The organism is Rhizobium sp. BK399 (genome assembly GCF_014194695.1).
Classification (GTDB): Bacteria; Pseudomonadota; Alphaproteobacteria; order Rhizobiales; family Rhizobiaceae; genus Rhizobium.
The window spans coordinates 347,947-366,024 of record NZ_JACIAH010000005.1 but is presented as its reverse complement, the minus strand read 5'-3'; the positions used below and the strand labels follow the sequence as shown (position 1 = coordinate 366,024).

Below are 18,078 nucleotides of genomic sequence, written 5' to 3'. Positions count from 1 at the left end.
GCACTTCGCCGGCCCGCGGTCCCTCCAGCTGCACGGTCATCACTTCCAAAGGCTTGCCAGCCTCAACGGCAACGGCGGCGCGAACGTCCATGTCGGATTCCTCCCAGATTGTTACTTGCGATCGATTGTCAGGCGGTGCGCGCCCAGAGTTCTTTTACGCGGTCTTTCAGCAGCAGCGCTTCCTCCCACCGGTCGGTGGTGTCCTCGCCATCACGGCCGGTGATGGCGTAAGGCTTTGGGCCGACTTCGCAGGTGAAGGCGAGTGTATCATCTGGTCCGGCCCGGCGTCGCCAGCTTCGAAAACCATACTCCCACCACTCCATGAAGAGATCGAGCCATGGCTGATGGTGCGGGAAGGAGATTTCGATCTGCACCTGTTCGCGCGACGCGACCCGCCCATGGAAGGACCACGAGCTGTCGAGAATGCGATGGATCATGGCATGGTTTTCCGCCGACACCGGCCAGGCGAATTCGCGCCCGACCAGGAAGTGCGACAGGTCGCCGAGCAGCCGGAGATTGGGAAGCTGGTCCAGGAGATCGAGCGTGAAGAAGAGGTCGGTGGTCATCCGGTCGCGATGGGTCTCGACATAGACCGGAATCTTCGCCTCTTCGCTTAACCGCTGCCAACCTTCGAGCAATGAAAGACAGTCCTCGATGCGGCGGAGCCGGACGTCGGGTTGGAGACAGAGGTGGGCAACACCGTATTCGGCAGCGTTCTCGAGTGCGGGCTTGAGGTCGTCGACGCTCTTCGGGAAGCATTGGCCCTCGGCCTTCAGCCCGTGAGGCTTTAGGAGAGAGTTCAGGCGCCTGACGTGGCTGCGGTCGTACCAATGGGCGCTGACCCCATCGAATCCGGCCTCTGCGATCCGCTCGATGCTCTCCTCCAGCGAGAGCTCCGGCTGGATGGCGCTACGGCGTTCCATTGCCCAGAGCGACTGGAAAACGGATAGGGATTGCATCGGCGCCTCCGCGGGTTCAGTTGACGGCTAGACAGCATGAAATCGCGGCGTTGGCGAGGCTATTCCCTGAGGTGTTTTGATCAATACGCGACAGCTAGACGTTCTGGGCGTTAATGGTCATGAAGCGCACGGGATCGGTGGTGATCTCAGCTTTGATGATGTCGAGCTTATGCAGGATCATGTCGACGGCGCGACGTGCCTGAACCTCCGGCGTCTGGTCGATGCATATGTCCATGAGGCCGGACTGCAGATGCCGCTTCTTCTTATCCGTCAGTTCATGGCCGACCCAATAGACGTCCTTCTGCTTCGCCCATTGCTGTAGGACGATCGCCACGCCTTCATCGCCGCCGCCGGCCGAATAGACGCCGATAATATCGGGGTTGCGGCGAAGCGCCTCGCTTAACAGCTCCGCCGATTGGAGGTCGTCATCATGGCCGAACATGACAAGCGAGAAGGAATGCTCAGGAGAGCCTTTCTCGGCGATGTAGTCGGAGAAACCCTTGATGCGCTCGCGGTGATTTGCGTAGGCGCCGCTATGACAGAGGGAGACCAGCTTTCCGCTCCGGGCACCCAGCATCCCGGTCATGTAATAGGCGGCGCAACGACCGGCGGCATAGTCATCAATGCCGACAAACGGGATGTCAGAATCGCAACGGGCAACGATCTGGACCACTTCCACACCGGCTGTACTGGCTTTTCGGAGACTGGCGCTGACCCGGGCATCGTCGGGCGCGCATATGATTAGTCCGGAACGTCGGAAGGCCGGGTTGGCAACGTGGCGCGCCATGCCAACCGGATCGCTTTCCTTGACGAAGGTCCGATGCAGAATGACATTCTTGTCCAGCGACGCGGCGATCCGTTCGAAGGCCTGATTCAGGCGTGCGAAGAAACTCGTTTCGGGGCGAACGAGGATGACCTCGATGCGGATCGCCCCGCGATTGAAATGCGACTGGCGTGTCCCGTACTCCAGCTTCTTGGCTGCGCGAATGACCTTCTCGATGGTTTTGTCCGTAACACCGCCGCGGCCATTGATAACGCGTTCGACGGTTGCCAATCCGAGCTTCGCCTCTCTGGCGACATCCTTCAAAGTCACTTTGGACATGTTTGGCTCCTCCCACCGAAACTATCGGCTAGCGGCAGCATATGAGCACAGTTGCAAAATGAGGAAAACACCTCAAGCAATGTGTGGGCTCCCGCACACTGCTTCGGTATCTTCAGAGGTAATCGATACGGAGGAGTGGCGATGGACGATACACTTTACGGAAAGCGCAACAAACGGGGCGATTGGGCGCCCGCCAAACTGCTCTCCTATCCGCCGGTCTTTGTATGGCCGGTTCAGCCGATGCGATTCCTGAAGTGGGTCTTTGGCTATCCGGGATATCTAATGCCCTGGAACGTTCTTTATGCCGTCATCGGGACGTTGGTCTGGCTGTATGCGACGCCGTCCTTCGAAACCACGAAGACCTTCTCGATCGGCTGGGTCGCGTATCTCCTGGTGCGCAACGCCGCGCTCGTGTTCGTGTTCTTTGGAATGTTCCACCTGCGCCTCTATATGCAGCGCAAGCAGGGAACGAGCTTCAAGTACAATGCAAAATGGCCGTCGGTCGGCAATGACGCGTTTCTCTTTGGAAACCAGACCATCGACAACGTCATCTGGACGTTTGCCAGCGCCGTGCCGATCTGGACTGCCTTCGAGGCCGTCACGCTCTGGGCATTCGCGAACGGCATCATTCCCTATGTCTCGTTCGCGGAACACCCGGTCTACTGCGGCATCGTAATGTTACTCATCCCGACATTCCGGGACCTGCATTTCTACCTCGTGCACCGCCTGATTCACTGGCCGCCGCTCTACCATGCGGTCCACAAGCTGCATCACAACAACGTCAACCCCGGCCCTTGGTCCGGTCTGGCGATGCATCCGGTCGAGCATCTGCTCTACTTCTCGGGCGTGTTGATCCACTGGATCGTGCCATCCAACCCGGTGCATGCAATGTTTCACCTCGTACATGCGGGGCTTGCTCCGGCCCCGGGCCACGCCGGCTTCGACAAGATCGTCCTTGGGGAGGACAGCGCGATCGATACCCATGCATACGATCACTACCTCCATCACAAGTACTTCGAGTGCAACTACGCTGACGGTGTGATCCCGCTCGACCAGTGGTTCGGAACCTTCCACGACGGCTCGGCGGAGGCGCAGGAGCGGATGGACAAGCGGTTCATGGAGCAGGCCCGTCGGCGCCAGGAGAAGAAGGCGAGGCAACAGCAGCAGGCAGGTTGAAAGATCATTATCCTCCCAAGCTTAGCCCGGCTAATTGCCGGGCTTTTTGTTTTCTTCGATACTGGCAAACGTCGCCAAGTTGAGGTTTTTTCATCACAATTTTCGCGGACGAGGGGAGTGGGGGCAGCTACCGTCTTGATGCGGACATCGGGTGCCGCACCATCTCTGGGAGGAGAACATGCTTAGATTCCTGAGCGCCAGCGCGCTCGCCCTGGTGCTTGCAACTCAAGCTCATACCGCCGAACGCATCGGCGTTTCGATGGGAACGCTGTCGAACAACTTCCAGACATTGATCGTCAACGGCATGGACGCCTACGCCAAATCGATCGGTGTCGAGTTGCAGATCGAAGATGCGACGACCGACGTCAACAAGCAACTTGATCAGGTCCGCAACTTTGCGACCAGCGGTGTATCGGCAATCATCGTCGATCCCGTCGATTCCGACGGCACGCCTGCGCTTAGCAAGGTTGCCGAAGAGGCCGGCATTCCACTGATCTACGTCAACGTGCAGCCGACCGATCTTTCGACGCTTGGCAAGCAGCAGGCGTTTGTGGGTTCCAACGAGGTCGAATCCGGGACGTTGCAGACGAAGGAAGTCTGTCGGATGCTCGGCGGCAAGGGCAATGTCGTTATCATGATTGGAGATCTGACTAGCCAGGCGGCTCGGCAGCGGACACAGGACGTGCATGACGTCATCAAGACAGCCGAATGCAGCGGATTGAACGTGGTTCAGGAGCAGGTCGGAAGCTGGAGCCGCGTCAACGGCGCCGACCTTGTGTCAAACTGGCTGACCTCGGGTCTGGAGTTCGATGCCGTGATCGCCAATAACGACGAAATGGCGCTCGGTGCCATAGCAGCGTTGAAGAATTCTGGTGCCTCGACAGACAAAATCCTCGTCGCCGGAATCGACGCTACGCCTGAAGCGTTGCAGGCAATGAAGGTCGGCGACCTCAAGGTTACCGTGTTCCAGGACGCGAAGGGGCAAGGCAAGGGGTCGATCGATGCGGCCCTCAAGGCGGCGAGGGGTGAGAAGTTGGACCGTGAGGTCTGGATTCCGTTCCAGCTCGTCACTCAGCAGAACATGGCTCAATTTCAAGACCTGAACTAGCTCGGATCGCCTCACGCTCTGAGCCCATCGATCACGGCCATGCTTTTTGCATCGCCGTGATCGACCCGTTTCGGTGGTCTGTTCGCAGCAGGCTCGTTCTTGTCATACGGCGTCGTCTAGGCTGCAAGATCGGAAGGGCAGCCATGCATCAGCGGTATTGGTAAACCACGGCAATACGCTATCTATCTTCAGCCAATACAAGGAGAAAATGATGAAGAAGATCGCAACCGTTGTTGCTGCTGCATCCCTGGTGCAAGCCCTGGCCTCGAGCGTCATCGCGGCTGATTTGGTGAGCACCTACCAGGCGCCCGAAGCTGACCTGCGCGATGGGGTCAAGATCGGGATTCTGACTTGCGATGTCGGCGGCGGCGTCGGTTACGTCCTCGGCTCGGCGAAAACGGTCGATTGCGTTTTCAGCCCGGTTTCGAATGCTGAAGCGCAGGACCGCTACGCAGGTGCGATCCGCAAATTGGGGGTCGATGTCGGGTTTACCACGCGTGGCCGGATCGTCTGGGCAGTGTTCGCCCCGACCGCTGGTTATCATCGCGGGTCACTCGGCGGCCTTTATCAAGGTGCGTCGGCTGAAGCGACGCTTGTCGCCGGTGTCGGAGCCAACATTCTCGTTGGCGGGACCAGCGGCTCGGTCCAGCTGCAGACTTTGAGCGTGACTGGCCAACTCGGCCTCAACGTTGCTGCGACCGGAACGTCGATGACGTTGACGCCGCAAGGATAAGCGAGTCTCGCCGGCTCGTTCGGCGATCACGATTGAATCTGGCCGCATGTAGTGCGGCCAGATTTTGAGGGTTCGGTATGGGAGGGAAGCGATGAGATATGCCGCAATGCTGGTTGCGATGGCGCTTGCCGGGTGTACGTCTGCGCCACCTCCTGAGCCCATTCAGGGAAGCATTACCTATGGACGCGTGGTTCACTCGCCCTTTCCGCCGGGAACGGTGGTCAAGAACACGTTCCTTGGAAAATGGGGCTATCGCGTATTCGAGAAGTATGTCGTCCAGCCTGATGGAACGCTCAAACTAACCTATCAGGAAACCGGCCCGGACTTCCTGACGGACTGACCTAGAGCAGCCGCTTCGACCTCCGCTATCGAAGCTTCGGTGGCTTGGCGAGCGGATTTGGCTGTGTCTCATGTTCGGGGGCATGGCGTCCGAAGAGCTTGTGCAGCTTGCGCTCTTCTGCGGAATCAACGTCGTTTCGTCGTCCGCGATTGATGACGCTTCGGCCCCGCGGCCCCGGATTTCTGATCTGTCTGTTTGGCGTGCTGTGCATAGCTCTTTCCTCCCGTGAGGGAAACGCGCAACTCATTCTAATGTTCATGGCCGCGAGAGAAAAGGCGTCTGGTTTCCTGCATGGAAGCAGATACTGGCTCAGTTTCTGAAAACCGTGCATGCCGCACCGGCCGCACGCACTGTCACGCAGACCTTGTCAGCTTCGGCGCGGGTCTGCCTGCCGATACGAGCAGCGTAGCGCGGCCTGAAGCCGAAGCTGCGGTCGCGCACACGCACGATGACCGGCTCTTCGGCTGCGAGCGATGCAGGAAGCTGACGTGCTACGGCCGAAAACAGACGAAGGGCCGCTGCGTCGTTGCTATGGGCAGCAACTTGCGCACCCCAAGGCGCCCAGGGGCCCTGTTGAACCGATGCGGTTTCGGTAAGACGACGCTTGCTGGCAAGCTCGATGCAGGCGTCGATGAAGGGTTTGCTTGGACTCAGAAACTGAGCGGCATCGACTGGAGGATCGTTCTTCCACTGCTCGACGGTGTTTGCCGTTATGGCAAGGACGTAGCTGCGTGTCTCGAAGGGCAGCAGACCGGTATCGAGATAGTCGGCGAGCCCTTGTTCACCGGCATTGTAGGCAGCGGCAGCGAGGCCGAGATTGCCAAAGCGTGTTCGCAGATCGTCGAGATATCGTGCTGATTCCTTGAGGGATTCAAGGACATCGAAACTATCCCGCAATCCTCGCAATCTGGCGGTTCCGGGCATGAACTGGGCGATGCCCTGCGCGCCCTTCGGACTGATGGCGCCCGCCTGGAAGCGGCTCTCCCGCCAGATCAGACGAGCAAAATACTCCGGCGGCAGACGGTTCTCCTGAGCGAAGTGATCAATCGCGACGCAGAGATCGCGGCCATATGTTTCGCGGGTGATGCAAAGGCGCTCACCGGAGTTCGGGACGTCGAGAGAATAAACGCATACGCGATGTGAAGTGGCCGCGGGCGGCTGGGAAAGGGCCGTCTTGGGAAGCGCCAGCATAAAGCCGGCCACCAAGGTTACGACGCCCGCCTTGCTAAACGATACGCCCACCGCAGTCATCGTCCCTCTGTCGCCATTCCAAGCTTTCTCAATCGTGCTGGAAAAAGATACGCCCGTCATCGAATGACGGGCGGAGTTGGGAGATTAATACGCCTTCACACGTTAGCAATGCTGAATATGACGTCAAGACGGAAACAACGCGCGGGAGGTTTTTGCCATATGCCTGTTGCCTCCGCTCGACTATGGTCGACCAGTTCCCGATTCAGTGAGGCCGCCATGAGACTTTCTGCTTGCATCGAATGGCTGTTCGCAGCCGAGGCCGAGACCTTCGCGGACAGGATCCGGTTTGCGCACAGTCATGGCGTCGAGGCCGTCGAATTCTGGAGATGGACGGACAAGGATATCGGCAGCATCGAATGGGCGCTGACCGAAACGTGCGTCCAACTTACCAGCTTCGTGGCCGAACCGATGATCGCCTTAACTGACAGAAACAACAAAGAAAACTTCCTGAAGGGGCTGAAAAGTTCTGTTGAGACTGCCCGACGCCTCGGTGCGCATACGTTGATTGCCCAGGCAGGTAATGATCTCCCTGGCAAGTCCCGTGAAGAGCAGAAGGCGGCTCTCGTCGAGACGCTGACCGCTGCCGGCGAGTTTCTCGAGGGTACTGGTGTCCGCCTTGGACTCGAGCCGCTCAACACGTTGATCGACCACGTTGGCTATTTCCTGCACTCAACGATCGAAGGCATCGAGATCGTGAGGGCGACAGGGCGGCCAGAGATCGGCATCGTCTACGATGTCTATCATTCCGCAGTGATGGGGGAGAATACGGCAGAGGTCATAGCGGACAACATCGACCGGGTTTTCCACGTCCATATCGCCGATCATCCGGGAAGGAACGAGCCGGGTAGCGGGAACATCGACCTCAAGCACCGCGTCGATTGGCTCGTCCAACATGGTTACGGCGGCGCGATTGGACTCGAATACAGGCCTTTGGCGTCGAGCGCCACGACCATCGCAGAGACACGGCGTTTGCTCGGCTAAGAAACAGCGTAACTCATCCTTGGTCGGTCCCGGCTATTTCAATTCGACGCGCCGTGTACCATCTAGCTGGTGGATGGATAGGGTCTTCCGCAATCGGGAGACGACCGTGTTTTGTGGAGCGTAGTTATGCAATCCCTTTCGGACGTACCTGTGGACCTCATGGAGCACAGCGAGGGCGTGTGGCCCGCGCGTCGACGCAAGATTATCGATTGGCTGGTCAACGAGACGCGCGGCGAGAGGTTCATCGACAACATATTTGTGCAGATGTGCCAGCGGCTGCGCGACGAGGGCGTGCCTGTCGCACGCGCATCGTTGCATTTCCGAACGCTTCATCCGCAATGGCTGGGTGCGCGCATCCTCTGGCGCACCGGCCTGGCCGAAGCCAAGATCGATACGTTCGCCTATGGGGTCGAGAAAACACCGCAGTTTCAAAACAGCCCGGTGAACGAGATCTTCAGCGGCGCAGTCGAAGTACGCAGAAACCTCGAGATAATGCGCGATGGCGACGGCCACCACCAATTCTATGACGAAATGATACGTGAAGGGCTAACCGAGTACGTCGCCTGGCCAATGGAACACACGCTCGGCAAACGCCACATCGCGACCTTTTCCAGTGACCGTCCCGGTGGCTTTACAGAAGAGCATATCGCCTTCCTAAAAGACGTTCTTCCGGCATTGACGCTTGTGAGCGAAATTCGCACCAAGAACATTCTTGCGCGCACTTTGCTTGAAACCTACGTCGGGCCACACGCCAGCGCCGAAATTCTAGCCGGCGCCACGACCCGCGGCAGCGGTGCGACGGTCGGTGCTGCGATCATGATCTGCGACCTGCGCGACTTTACGACCATTTCGGATCAATGGCCGCGCGATGACGTCATCGAGCTACTGAACGGCTATTTCGACGCAATGTCGGAACCGATCGAAAAGCACGGTGGCGAAATCCTCAAGTTCATGGGTGACGGTATGCTGGCGATCTTTCCGCTGCGCGACGCCGCGGCCTGCCAGAACCTTCTGATGGCGATCAAGGAGGCGGAGCGTGCTGTCGCCGATCTCAACGAGCGCAATGCGCGCAACGGGCGCGAAGTGCTGCGCTACGGCGTCGGCGTCCACGTCGGCGACGTCATGTACGGGAATATCGGCTCGCGTCGGCGGCTCGACTTCACAGTGATCGGACCGGCCGTGAACGTAGCCTCGCGCCTGGAAAGCCTGACGAAGGAAATCAAGCGTCCGGTGCTTTTCTCCCGGGCTTTCGTCGAAATGGCCGCGTGCAAGGAAGGCATGGAAAGCCTCGGTTCGTTCCCGCTTCGGGGATTGGGCGAACCGGTCGACGTGTTTGCCTTCAAGCAATCCTGAAAGAATGCAGGACAAGGCACGGGCAGGGTTCCGAAATGAGGGATGGGGTTGTAGGGCTACCTTAGCCTAACGATCTTGAGTCCTGCCAGGAGACGATCCCCTCATGCCCGGTCCGTATGTCGTTCCCGTCCACGGTGACGAGGAGCTTCCGAAAGAATGCGACGTTGTCGTCATCGGCGGCGGTATCATCGGTTGCTCCACCGCGCTGGAGCTTGCCGAACGTGGCTTGCGCGTCACGCTCTGCGAGAAGGGCGGTATCGGCAAGGAACAGTCGAGCCGCAACTGGGGTTGGGTGCGCATCTCGATGCGCGATCCGCGCGAAGTGCCGTTGATGGCCGAGGCGCTGAGAATATGGGATGGCCTCGACAAGCGCACCGGTCGCGACACCGGCTTCAAGCGAGCCGGCATCATCTTCACCTGCGCCACCGAAAAGGAACTGGCCGACCACGAGCGCTGGCGTACAAATCTGGACGGCTACCAGATCGAATCCCGCATGTTGACCGCACGCGAATTCGGCGAAACGGTTCCCGGGTCGAGGCTCGACATGGCAGGAGCGCTCTATACGCCGGCCGACGGACGAGCGGAGCCGCAGAAAGCGGCACCGGCGATCGCTGAAGCCGCGCGTGACAAGGGGGCGACGATCCTGACGGAATGCGCAGTGCGCGGCATAGAGACTTCAGCGGGAGCCGTCAGCGGCGTGGTGACCGAACGTGGTGCGATCGCCTGCACGGCCGTCGTTCTGGCTGGCGGAGCCTGGTCCAGCCTGTTTGCCGGGCGCTTCGGCATCGACCTGCCGCAGCTCAAGGTATTGAACAGCGTGATGCGCACCAGACGGTTGGAAGGCGGGCCGGAGCAAGCGATCTGGGCGAAGGATTTCGCGATCCGCAAGCGGCAAGACGGCGGCTATACCGTAGCTTGCGGACACGACAACATCGTCGACATCGTGCCGGATTCGTTCCGTTATGCCGCAGACTTCCTGCCGGCGTTGCGGGCCGAGTGGAAATCGCTCTCCTTTCGCTTGGCCGGTCGTTTTTTCGACGAGTTGCGCATTCCGCGGCATTGGTCGATGGATGAGGCAAGCCCGTTTGAGCCTCACCGGGTTCTCGATCCGTTGCCCTCGAAGAAATTGACGCTGGATGCGCTAGGCGGCCTGAAAAGGGCGCTTCCGGTGTTCGAGAAGGTGGAAATCGCGCAGGGCTGGGGTGGCTATATCGATGTTACGCCAGATGCCGTGCCCGTCATCTCGGCCCTTGACGCCATTCCCGGCTTTCATGTCGCGACCGGATTTTCTGGGCATGGCTTCGGCATCGGGCCGGCGGCAGGGCGCTTGATGGCGGATATCGTTACCGGCCGGCCACCCGTCGTCGACCCGAAGGCATTTCGGATTTCACGCTTCAGCGACGGCTCGAAGGTGGAGCTGATCAGCGGCTTCTGACCACGCCGAGCCGACTTCCAATGCCAACCGCTTGGCAGAAGGTCACCGTGCGCTCTGGTTCGCGCCATCCCGCATGAACTGGGTCTAAGAGGAAAAGCGTCATATCAGCGCTGGACTGACGCTCGCGTTTTTTGACCACCGTCGCTCACCAGTCGTCGGGAGCCCGCGGTGGTCGCATGCGAACTCGGACCAACCGTATGGGCAGCAACAGCAGACACGCGCCGAAAAAGCCGAGCCCGAAAAAAGCGACCCATCCGCCGTAGTGAAAACCCAGTCGCTCCGCGATTGCATTGAGGATAACGGCCCCAACGACCCCCGCGACGATATCGGTCGCTAGATGGGCATGGGCGTGCATGAATTTGTTGGCCATCCAACCGGCTACGCCTCCGACGATGACAGCCGTCAGCCAGTCAACCCGCCCTTCGGTCATGGAAGCACTTACGACGGTTGATAACCATTCAACTTGTCCTTCGTCCATGGCGGCACCTACGCTCAAATTCCGACTGTGCGACAATAGCACCGTGTACTCGGGCCAGAAGTACGCAACGGTAAATTTGCGAACCAAATGTTCGTTGAGCGAGCAAAGGGACTGATCCACCAAGCTCGCTATTTTGGGGCTTGGTTTCGATTGATTTCGCAGCCGTATCCATTTGCGCCCATTAGCGTTTTCGGCCGCAAGGGCAGGGCGTAGGTCGGTTCAGGCGCATTTTGTCGCGCAACCCAAAAACCAAATGATATCAATGGGAGTGGTACGCCCTAGGGGAATCGAACCCCTCTTTACAGAATGAGAATCTGTTGTCCTAACCGATAGACGAAGGGCGCATCAGCAAAAGAAATAGGAACGGAAGCGCGTTTCGACAAGACGCGCGAACTGAGCGAAAATACCGCGGCCACTCGGAAGCGGCGAGAGCGATGCCTAAGCTTAGGAGAGCAAACGAATGTCTGCCGCGACGTCGCTCAAATCATTGTTGAACTGGTGATCCCCGTGTTCGAGCATCCGAACCACAGCACTTGGAAACGCTTTCGCATAGAGATGAACATGGGCAGCAGGCACCTCCGCGTCCTCAGCGCTATGATAAAGATAGAGGGGAGTGCCGGCCGAAATGCGCCCTGGGACCTCGCGGCAGTCGGCCATGCCACTGCTTGACCATCCGCCTTCTCCGAAGAAGGGCGCCGCGAGGACAAACAAGCCGCCAAACCTTGGCTTGTGTTGTTCGGCAAACGCATGGATCAAAACAGTGCCGCCGAACGAGTGACCCACGAGAACTGCCCGATCCTCCAGCAAGTCGAGTTCGCTCGCCAGTGCGGCCTTCCAGACTGTGTAACTGGGATCGTCTTCGCCGGGCATCCTTGGGTAGCGGACAGCATAGTTTTCGCCAAGTTCGCGCTCAAGGCTCGCCACGAGCTGGTTATCCCAGTGGTCGTGGACACCTTCGCCCGCACCCTGAATGAAAAGGACTTGTTTGGCCATCGCCCATTTTTATTGGACGAGGGGCATAGCGCAAGACCGCCGCTTTCCGCAGAACGTTGCGAATGCGCGGCAATCATGCCGAAGAAAACTAAAAAATGTAATGAAATCAACACGAATGGCACGCCCTAGGGGAGTCGAACCCCTCTTCCCAGAATGAAAATCTGGTGTCCTAACCGATAGACGAAGGGCGCTTCCTTCGTGGTGGCGCCCTTATAGTCAGGCACTTTGAATCCCGCAAGCGGCAATTTCGATTTTTTGCAAAATAATGACAGGATTTTTTTGCGGCAGCGAACTCGCGTTTATTGCAACCGAATCAAAACGCTATCGGTCGATGTTCGCAACCCATCGGGCATGCTCACGCTGCGTTATGAACGATGCAGGGCAAGCGCTAAAGGGCGCGCGCGATCGCCGCCGGCGCCGTTCTGCCGCCACAACCCCAGTTCCAGTCACGGCTCTTTCCGGTGTCAAGATGGATGGAATCGGTGTGGCAATAGGTGCCAACGCCGCCGCGATCAGGCAGCGAGCGAATATAGCTCGCGATGTCCCATTTCGACACTCCGTCCATCTGGATGTCGGCGGCGTCACAGGTCTTGTGCATGGATTCCTCGGCGCCGCCGACCATGCGGTTATGGTCCGGGTCGCGATACCCTGACGTGACGACCACCGGCCTGCCGAAATGCGTTTCGACAGCCTTGATGACATTCAACAGGTTCGGCTTGAAGCAGCCGACGTCAACCTTGTCGTTTTGAAGATGCAGACCGTTGGGCGCAATCCGTGTCATGCCGGGTAGCGAGGCCTTTTGCAGCAACCCGGAAAGACTGCCGAGCAGGTTTTGCCGCGGTGCGCTGTAAAGCGCATTCATCGTCTGGCCCGTTGCCAATGAGGCAGTCTGGACCGGCGTGATCTGCGTGCTTGTATTCTGTGAGGATTGCTGTGGCGGCAAGGGCGGCTGACCCTGCTGGGATTGCGGGGATTGATCGGGTGGGAGCTGGCTGCTGTAGACGCTGGAGCGGGTCGGGCTGACGCCGCCGGGTGCATAGGCATTGCCGGCGGCCGGCTGCAACTGCGTCGAGGTCGGATTGTTTTGTGGTGCCGGGTGTACCGAGAAAATGCTCATCGCCTGTGCATTAATGCCAGTCGACTGCATTGCCAGGCCGCCAATATTGGCAGGCGCCGAAGCGGTCGATCCGACCGCCACCGGCTGCGCATTCGCGGCTTGAGCCGGCTGGGGGCCCGACATGCCGGCCACCATGGGGTCGCGGTAGCCGGGCTTGGCAGGCGCCGCCGCCTGCTGCGCTACATCAGCCGGCTCGACGGGGGCGACCACCGCTGCGGCATCGGTACCCTTCTTGTCCGACATGCAGCCGGTCAGCATCAGTGCCGATGTGGCGATCAGAAGGGCAGGTCCAAAAGGGATCCGCTTTTCAATAGCGAGCACGCGAGCAGTCTCCAGGAGATGGCGAAGCTGCGCAAAAGTCGCGTCGTTTCGCCTCGAGTCGGCTGGAGAGTGCCTGCGCCACCAGGCTGCGGCAAGCGCGGCGCGGACACGTCGGTCCGAAATCGCAAAAGCCGCAAGCCTCGCAAAAGCCTCGGCTACCAGGCGCCGGTATTGCCCATCGAAGCCCAGGGTTCGGCGGATGGAAGGCTGCCGCCCTTCTGCAGAATCTCGATCGAGATTCCGTCGGGCGAACGCACGAAAGCCATGTGGCCGTCACGCGGCGGACGATTGATGGTGATACCGTTGTCCATAAGCTTCTGGCAGACGGCATAGATATCGTCGACCTCATAGGCGAGATGGCCGAAGTTGCGCCCGCCGGTATAGTCTTCGGTGTCCCAGTTGTAGGTCAATTCCAGGCATGGCGCGCCCTTGGCGCTGGCGTCGCTTTTGTCGCCGGGGGCCGCAAGGAAAACGAGCGTGAAACGGCCTTTCTCGTTCTCCGTGCGTCGGAGTTCCTCGAGGCCGAAGAGGGTCGTGTAAAAATGCAGGGAGGCATCCAGATCTTTCACGCGGACCATGGTGTGGAGATAACGCATTCTATTTCCTCTCTATTGCGGGGTGACGGAATCTTATGTGGCGGAACACCAGTTTCGGGCAAGACAGCGGGGTATGATTGGCAACTGGGAATAATCGAAAAGTAGGACTTGCGCTAATCCGTTACCAACATGTTAATCTTGATCTCAAGAATCAGTTAACCGTAACAGTGTGACGCGTATTGAGGGGCTGGCGACATGGCTGACAGGATTTCATCAAAGGAATTCACCGACCTCGAACAACTCGCGGGGGAAGCGGTCGACCTCATTGAAATCACCGGCGTCGTCAAGTGGTTCGACGTAGCCAAGGGCTTCGGTTTTATTGTCCCCGACAATGGCATGCAGGATGTCCTCCTTCATGTGACCTGCCTGCGTCGCGACGGCTTCCAGACAATTCTCGAAGGCACGCGGATCGTTGCGCTGATTCAGCGCCGCGAACGCGGCTACCAGGCATTCAAGATCCTTTCCATGGACCAGTCGACGGCCGTCCATCCCTCGATGCTGCCGCCGGTTCGCACGCATGTGCAGGTGACACCGACGAGCGGGCTGGAGCGCGCGCTGGTAAAGTGGTTCAACCGCACCAAGGGTTTCGGTTTTCTGACGCGGGGCGAGGGGACCGAGGATATTTTCGTGCACATGGAAACATTGCGCCGGTTCGGTCTCACCGAGTTGCGTCCGGGTCAGGTCGTACTCGTGCGTTACGGCGACGGCGACAAGGGGCTGATGGCTGCCGAGATTCATCCGGATGTGCCAAGCCCGGTGAGCCGCGCACACTGATGCCTGTGTCCCGCTCGCACTGGATAAGAAGCGCCCTTGCGGCGCTTTTTTTCATCGTCGCCCTGCCGGCCCTTTCGCAACAGCCGATGACGTTCGACAAGGAGCCGCTCATCATCCACACGGCATCTGGCAAGCGGCTGAATTTCATCGTCGAAATCGCCGACACGAACGAAGAGCGCCAGCGCGGGCTCATGTATCGCAAGGAAATGGCCGAAGACGCTGGAATGATTTTCGATTTCGGTGTGTCTCGACGGGTCCAGATGTGGATGGAAAACACCATCCTGCCCCTCGATATGCTGTTCGTTGATTCGACGGGTACGATTCGCAACATCAAGCAGAACGCCGTGCCGTACTCGCAGGAGGTCATCGATTCGATGACGGAGGTGAAGTACGTGATCGAGCTTAATGCCGGCGTGACGGCAAAGCTCGGCATCAAGCCGGGTGACAAAGTGATGAGCGCGACGACCACCAAGAAGAAATAGCGCGCCACTCCAAAGCACCGCGAGATCGACCTATACGCAATCGATTCGGGGGCGTTGCGCAGCCGCGCCGATTGGCGGGGGGCAATGTGAATGGGTTGGCAATGCCGGTTAAGGCAGCCAGTCGTATCATGAATTGTCGAGAAAAGTGGTCGGAGTGGAGAGATTCGAACTCCCGACCCTCTGGTCCCAAACCAGATGCGCTACCAGACTGCGCTACACTCCGTGCCGACGAGGGAGGGCAATACACGGTTCGCCTCGAGCCCGCAATATCTAAAATCACCTAATCCCCCGCTTGGTGAGCGCTCTTTCGTTCAACGCGGTGTGCGTCTGTTGACGTCAGTGCGAATTAGGGAAGGGTAGTGGATGGGCGTCGGAAACGGCTCATGAATGCAGCTTCCGGCGCCACGGCTTTTCTCTTGAAAAGAAAGGGATTCGCCGCTAAGCAAAATTCATCTCTTCGTGCGATGTTTGAATGAAGAGAGGCCCCGGACATGGGGAAGACGAAGTTTTGAGTGCGAAAGCCCGTTAACCGGAGGCGCTGCAGCAATGTCTGCCAAGATCTACCGTCCCGCCAAGACAGCGATGCAGTCCGGCAAGGCAAAGACACATATTTGGGTTCTTGAGTTCGATCAGGAGACGCCGCGCACCATCGATCCGATCATGGGCTATACGTCCTCCTCGGATATGCGCCAGCAGTTGAAGCTGACCTTCGAAACGCAGGAACTCGCCGAGGCTTATGCCAAGCGTAACGGTATCGAGTACCGGGTGATTGCGCCAAAGGATCCGCAGCGTCAGATCGTGGCCTATCCCGACAATTTCCGCTATACGCGGACGCAACCCTGGACGCATTGATCCGCGTCCAGCGATAACAGATATGACCGGACCGAGTGCCCGGTCGCGTGGCCCCTTAGCTCAGCTGGATAGAGCACCTGCCTTCTAAGCAGGTTGTCGCAGGTTCGATTCCTGCAGGGGTCGCCACTCTTGTGTGTTTCGACATCGCATGAAGCGCATCTAGCGCCACAACGATCGCGAGACCAAGGTCCAATGTGCAATCGACTTCGGTCGTCTATATTCGAGACTGACGAGCCTCGTCTTGCCGCAACCTGGTGACGGAGACGAGTGCTGGTTCGATCTGAACGAGCGTGCCTGGAACTCCCGCGCAATGCGAGGTTACTTCGAACCTATTGGCCGACGGTCGTCGTGTGTTGCTGCGAGGAGGAGTAGATGTACCGATTTCGCGTTTTTGTAGTGATCGGAGCGCTGATCAGCCTTGCGATAATCACGTCGGCCTGTACTTCGACGTCCAATCAACAGAATCGAAATCTTCCGCTGAACTCGGCTTGTGCACTTGGATTCGATAACGACCGACCTTGTAGCTACTAGATAGAGCGGTCGAACGGAACCCGCCGTGTGGCGGGAACTAGGACAAGAGACTTCGACAGGTCGCGCAGGCAATCCCGACGCGACCCGTATGTTGAGCGCTAGAGCGCGCCCTGGCGTGGTTCTCGCGATGGCTCACCCAATGCCGAACACGCCCATGAAATGCTTCATGCGGGCGGTGGCAAGCTCCGGCTTGTCCAGGACGTTCGCCTTGTCTGCGAGGCGGAAGATCTCGGCATAATGATTGACGCCGCGCGCCGACTGCAACCCCGCCGGCAGGCTGAAATGGCTTTGGTGGCCATTCAGCCAAGCCAGAAAGACGACGCCAGCCTTATAGTATTGCGTCGGCGCTTCAAAGATCTTGCGCGAGAGAGGGACGGTCGGTTCGATAACAGAGCGGAACGTAGCGGCATCGCCGGCTGCGAGCGATGCCAATGCCTTTGATGCCGACGGTGCAACGGCATCGAAGATGCCAAGGAGCGCATGGCTGTAACGCTCGCCATCTCCTTCAATCAGTTCGGCATAGTTGAAGTCATCGCCAGTAAAGCAGAGTACGCCTTCAGGAAGCTGATTGCGGAGCTGTACCTCTTTGGCGTTGTCGAGCAGCGAGATCTTGATTCCCTCGACCTTGTCCTTGTTCTCGTTGATGATCCTGAGAACAGAGGCCAGGGCCGGCTCAAATTCGGAGCTCCCCCAGTAGCCGGCTAAGTTCGGATCGAACATCTCGCCCAACCAATGGAGGACGACCTTGTCCTTGGCCTGGGAGAGAATCCGGCCGTAAACCTTGGCGTAGTCGTCGGCAGAGGACGCGACCCGGGCGAGGGCGCGGCTTGCCATCATGATGGCGCGGCCGCCGTTCTTTTCGACGAATTCTATCTGGGTCTCATACGCCCGGATGACGTCGTCAATCGATCTTGCGTCGGATGCTGCGAGATGATCGGTGCCAGCGCCGCAGGCGAGATCCGCGCCTGCAATATTGCGAGATTCGTCCAGTGATCGCCGGATCAGTTCCTGTGCGCCAGCCCAATTGAGGCCCATGCCACGCTGGGAGGTATCCATCGCTTCGGCGATCTTGAAGCCAAGGCTCCACAGATGCCGACGGAAAGCGATGGTTGCGTCCCAATCGATCGCCGGGAGGCCCCAAGGATCCATGTCGTTTTTCGGGTCCGACACGACGTGGGCGGCGGCATAAGCGATCCGGTTGAATTGGGGTGGCGTGGAAGGGCGCCCGATCGGCGTCCCGGCAAGGCGGTACTCTTCCGTGGAACCGTCGGGGTTCGGCAGATTCAAACACAAGCTCATTGCGATCCTCCTCAATGGTGACTGAGGCAATAATTTGGATCGTTCCAAATTGCAACAGCTTTTTTGAATCAACATTTCTTATGGGGCGGCGCGCCTGGTTTTCCCGTTTCAGAGGCACTAATCATCTGCAAAGTAACACTATTTATGTCGACATAACCTAATTCCTGACGATGCATTTTCTTGGAAAGCAGACTTGA

At 58.7% G+C, this 18,078-nt stretch carries 18 protein-coding genes, 4 tRNA genes and 1 pseudogene; 11 read left to right on the top strand and 12 right to left on the bottom strand.

The window, feature by feature from the left end; genetic code table 11:
• From FHT97_RS14295 to FHT97_RS14285, 3 genes and pseudogenes are all read right to left on the bottom strand, one after another.
• Window positions 1–91, bottom strand: a pseudogene (locus tag FHT97_RS14295) (GNAT family N-acetyltransferase); the annotation flags it as partial.
• Between the two features lie 37 nt (window positions 92–128).
• A complete protein-coding gene (locus FHT97_RS14290; RefSeq protein ID WP_183863008.1) occupies window positions 129–959 on the bottom strand; it encodes a sugar phosphate isomerase/epimerase in 831 nt (276 codons plus the stop codon).
• Window positions 960–1,053: 94 nt separating this feature from the next.
• Complete coding sequence (locus tag FHT97_RS14285) at window positions 1,054–2,061, bottom strand: LacI family DNA-binding transcriptional regulator (protein ID WP_183863006.1); 1,008 nt, start codon at window positions 2,059–2,061, stop codon at window positions 1,054–1,056.
• Between the two features lie 141 nt (window positions 2,062–2,202).
• Here FHT97_RS14285 and FHT97_RS14280 point away from each other — a divergent pair, with 141 nt between their 5' ends.
• The 4 genes from FHT97_RS14280 to FHT97_RS14265 all read left to right on the top strand — a co-directional run bounded on the left by FHT97_RS14280 (window position 2,203) and on the right by FHT97_RS14265 (window position 5,418).
• Complete coding sequence (locus FHT97_RS14280) at window positions 2,203–3,237, top strand: sterol desaturase family protein (protein ID WP_183863005.1); 1,035 nt, start codon at window positions 2,203–2,205, stop codon at window positions 3,235–3,237.
• A 178-nt stretch (window positions 3,238–3,415) separates the two neighbouring features.
• Window positions 3,416–4,345 carry a sugar ABC transporter substrate-binding protein gene (locus FHT97_RS14275; RefSeq protein WP_183863003.1) on the top strand — a complete coding sequence of 310 codons (930 nt, stop codon included), beginning with the start codon at window positions 3,416–3,418 and terminating at the stop codon, window positions 4,343–4,345.
• Between the two features lie 211 nt (window positions 4,346–4,556).
• Window positions 4,557–5,078 carry a DUF992 domain-containing protein gene (locus tag FHT97_RS14270; RefSeq protein ID WP_183756208.1) on the top strand — a complete coding sequence of 174 codons (522 nt, stop codon included), beginning with the start codon at window positions 4,557–4,559 and terminating at the stop codon, window positions 5,076–5,078.
• 91 nt (window positions 5,079–5,169) lie between these two features.
• Complete coding sequence (locus FHT97_RS14265; RefSeq protein ID WP_183863001.1) at window positions 5,170–5,418, top strand: hypothetical protein; 249 nt, start codon at window positions 5,170–5,172, stop codon at window positions 5,416–5,418.
• Window positions 5,419–5,727: 309 nt separating this feature from the next.
• Here the strand turns inward: FHT97_RS14265 and FHT97_RS14260 are convergent, their stop codons facing one another.
• Window positions 5,728–6,669, bottom strand: coding sequence for a lytic transglycosylase domain-containing protein (locus FHT97_RS14260; protein WP_183862999.1), 942 nt, complete (start codon window positions 6,667–6,669; stop codon window positions 5,728–5,730).
• A gap of 216 nt (window positions 6,670–6,885) precedes the next feature.
• On the opposite strand from FHT97_RS14260, the gene FHT97_RS14255 reads away from it, so the two are divergent.
• The 3 genes from FHT97_RS14255 (at window position 6,886) to FHT97_RS14245 (ending at window position 10,438) form a co-directional block, all read left to right on the top strand.
• Window positions 6,886–7,650: a TIM barrel protein gene (locus FHT97_RS14255; protein WP_183862997.1), complete on the top strand. Its 765-nt coding sequence runs from the start codon at window positions 6,886–6,888 to the stop codon at window positions 7,648–7,650.
• Window positions 7,651–7,776: 126 nt separating this feature from the next.
• Window positions 7,777–9,003 carry an adenylate/guanylate cyclase domain-containing protein gene (locus FHT97_RS14250; RefSeq protein ID WP_183862995.1) on the top strand — a complete coding sequence of 409 codons (1,227 nt, stop codon included), beginning with the start codon at window positions 7,777–7,779 and terminating at the stop codon, window positions 9,001–9,003.
• Between the two features lie 103 nt (window positions 9,004–9,106).
• Window positions 9,107–10,438, top strand: a complete 1,332-nt coding sequence (locus FHT97_RS14245; protein ID WP_183862993.1) for an FAD-binding oxidoreductase — start codon at window positions 9,107–9,109, stop codon at window positions 10,436–10,438.
• A gap of 145 nt (window positions 10,439–10,583) precedes the next feature.
• Here the strand turns inward: FHT97_RS14245 and FHT97_RS31555 are convergent, their stop codons facing one another.
• The 6 genes from FHT97_RS31555 to gloA form a co-directional block, all read right to left on the bottom strand.
• Window positions 10,584–11,036, bottom strand: a complete 453-nt coding sequence (locus FHT97_RS31555; protein ID WP_259132087.1) for a GlsB/YeaQ/YmgE family stress response membrane protein — start codon at window positions 11,034–11,036, stop codon at window positions 10,584–10,586.
• 149 nt (window positions 11,037–11,185) lie between these two features.
• Window positions 11,186–11,260 (bottom strand) — tRNA-Glu (locus FHT97_RS14235).
• A gap of 100 nt (window positions 11,261–11,360) precedes the next feature.
• Window positions 11,361–11,909 carry an alpha/beta fold hydrolase gene (locus FHT97_RS14230; protein ID WP_183862991.1) on the bottom strand — a complete coding sequence of 183 codons (549 nt, stop codon included), beginning with the start codon at window positions 11,907–11,909 and terminating at the stop codon, window positions 11,361–11,363.
• 116 nt (window positions 11,910–12,025) lie between these two features.
• Window positions 12,026–12,100 (bottom strand) — tRNA-Glu (locus tag FHT97_RS14225).
• Window positions 12,101–12,297: 197 nt separating this feature from the next.
• Window positions 12,298–13,347, bottom strand: coding sequence for a D-Ala-D-Ala carboxypeptidase family metallohydrolase (locus tag FHT97_RS14220; protein ID WP_183862989.1), 1,050 nt, complete (start codon window positions 13,345–13,347; stop codon window positions 12,298–12,300).
• A gap of 155 nt (window positions 13,348–13,502) precedes the next feature.
• Window positions 13,503–13,943: a lactoylglutathione lyase gene (gene gloA, locus FHT97_RS14215; protein WP_183862987.1), complete on the bottom strand. Its 441-nt coding sequence runs from the start codon at window positions 13,941–13,943 to the stop codon at window positions 13,503–13,505.
• Between the two features lie 195 nt (window positions 13,944–14,138).
• Between gloA and FHT97_RS14210 the strand changes: the two genes are divergently transcribed.
• A complete protein-coding gene (locus FHT97_RS14210; protein ID WP_183756217.1) occupies window positions 14,139–14,717 on the top strand; it encodes a cold-shock protein in 579 nt (192 codons plus the stop codon).
• Window positions 14,717–15,199 carry a DUF192 domain-containing protein gene (locus tag FHT97_RS14205; protein ID WP_183862985.1) on the top strand — a complete coding sequence of 161 codons (483 nt, stop codon included), beginning with the start codon at window positions 14,717–14,719 and terminating at the stop codon, window positions 15,197–15,199. Before FHT97_RS14210 ends, FHT97_RS14205 begins: the two co-directional genes overlap by 1 nt.
• 146 nt (window positions 15,200–15,345) lie before the next feature.
• Here FHT97_RS14205 and FHT97_RS14200 read toward each other — a convergent pair.
• Window positions 15,346–15,422, bottom strand: a tRNA-Pro gene (locus FHT97_RS14200).
• 323 nt (window positions 15,423–15,745) lie between these two features.
• On the opposite strand from FHT97_RS14200, the gene FHT97_RS14195 reads away from it, so the two are divergent.
• Together FHT97_RS14195 and FHT97_RS14190 are read left to right on the top strand one after the other, a co-directional pair.
• Entirely contained in the window at window positions 15,746–16,051 is a 306-nt protein-coding gene (locus FHT97_RS14195; protein ID WP_016554394.1) for an ETC complex I subunit, read from the top strand.
• 49 nt (window positions 16,052–16,100) lie between these two features.
• A tRNA-Arg gene (locus FHT97_RS14190) sits at window positions 16,101–16,177 on the top strand.
• Between the two features lie 537 nt (window positions 16,178–16,714).
• On the opposite strand, the gene FHT97_RS14185 is transcribed toward FHT97_RS14190, so the two are convergent.
• Entirely contained in the window at window positions 16,715–17,881 is a 1,167-nt protein-coding gene (locus FHT97_RS14185; RefSeq protein ID WP_183862983.1) for a dihydrodipicolinate synthase family protein, read from the bottom strand.
• Window positions 17,882–18,078 lie beyond the last annotated feature (197 nt).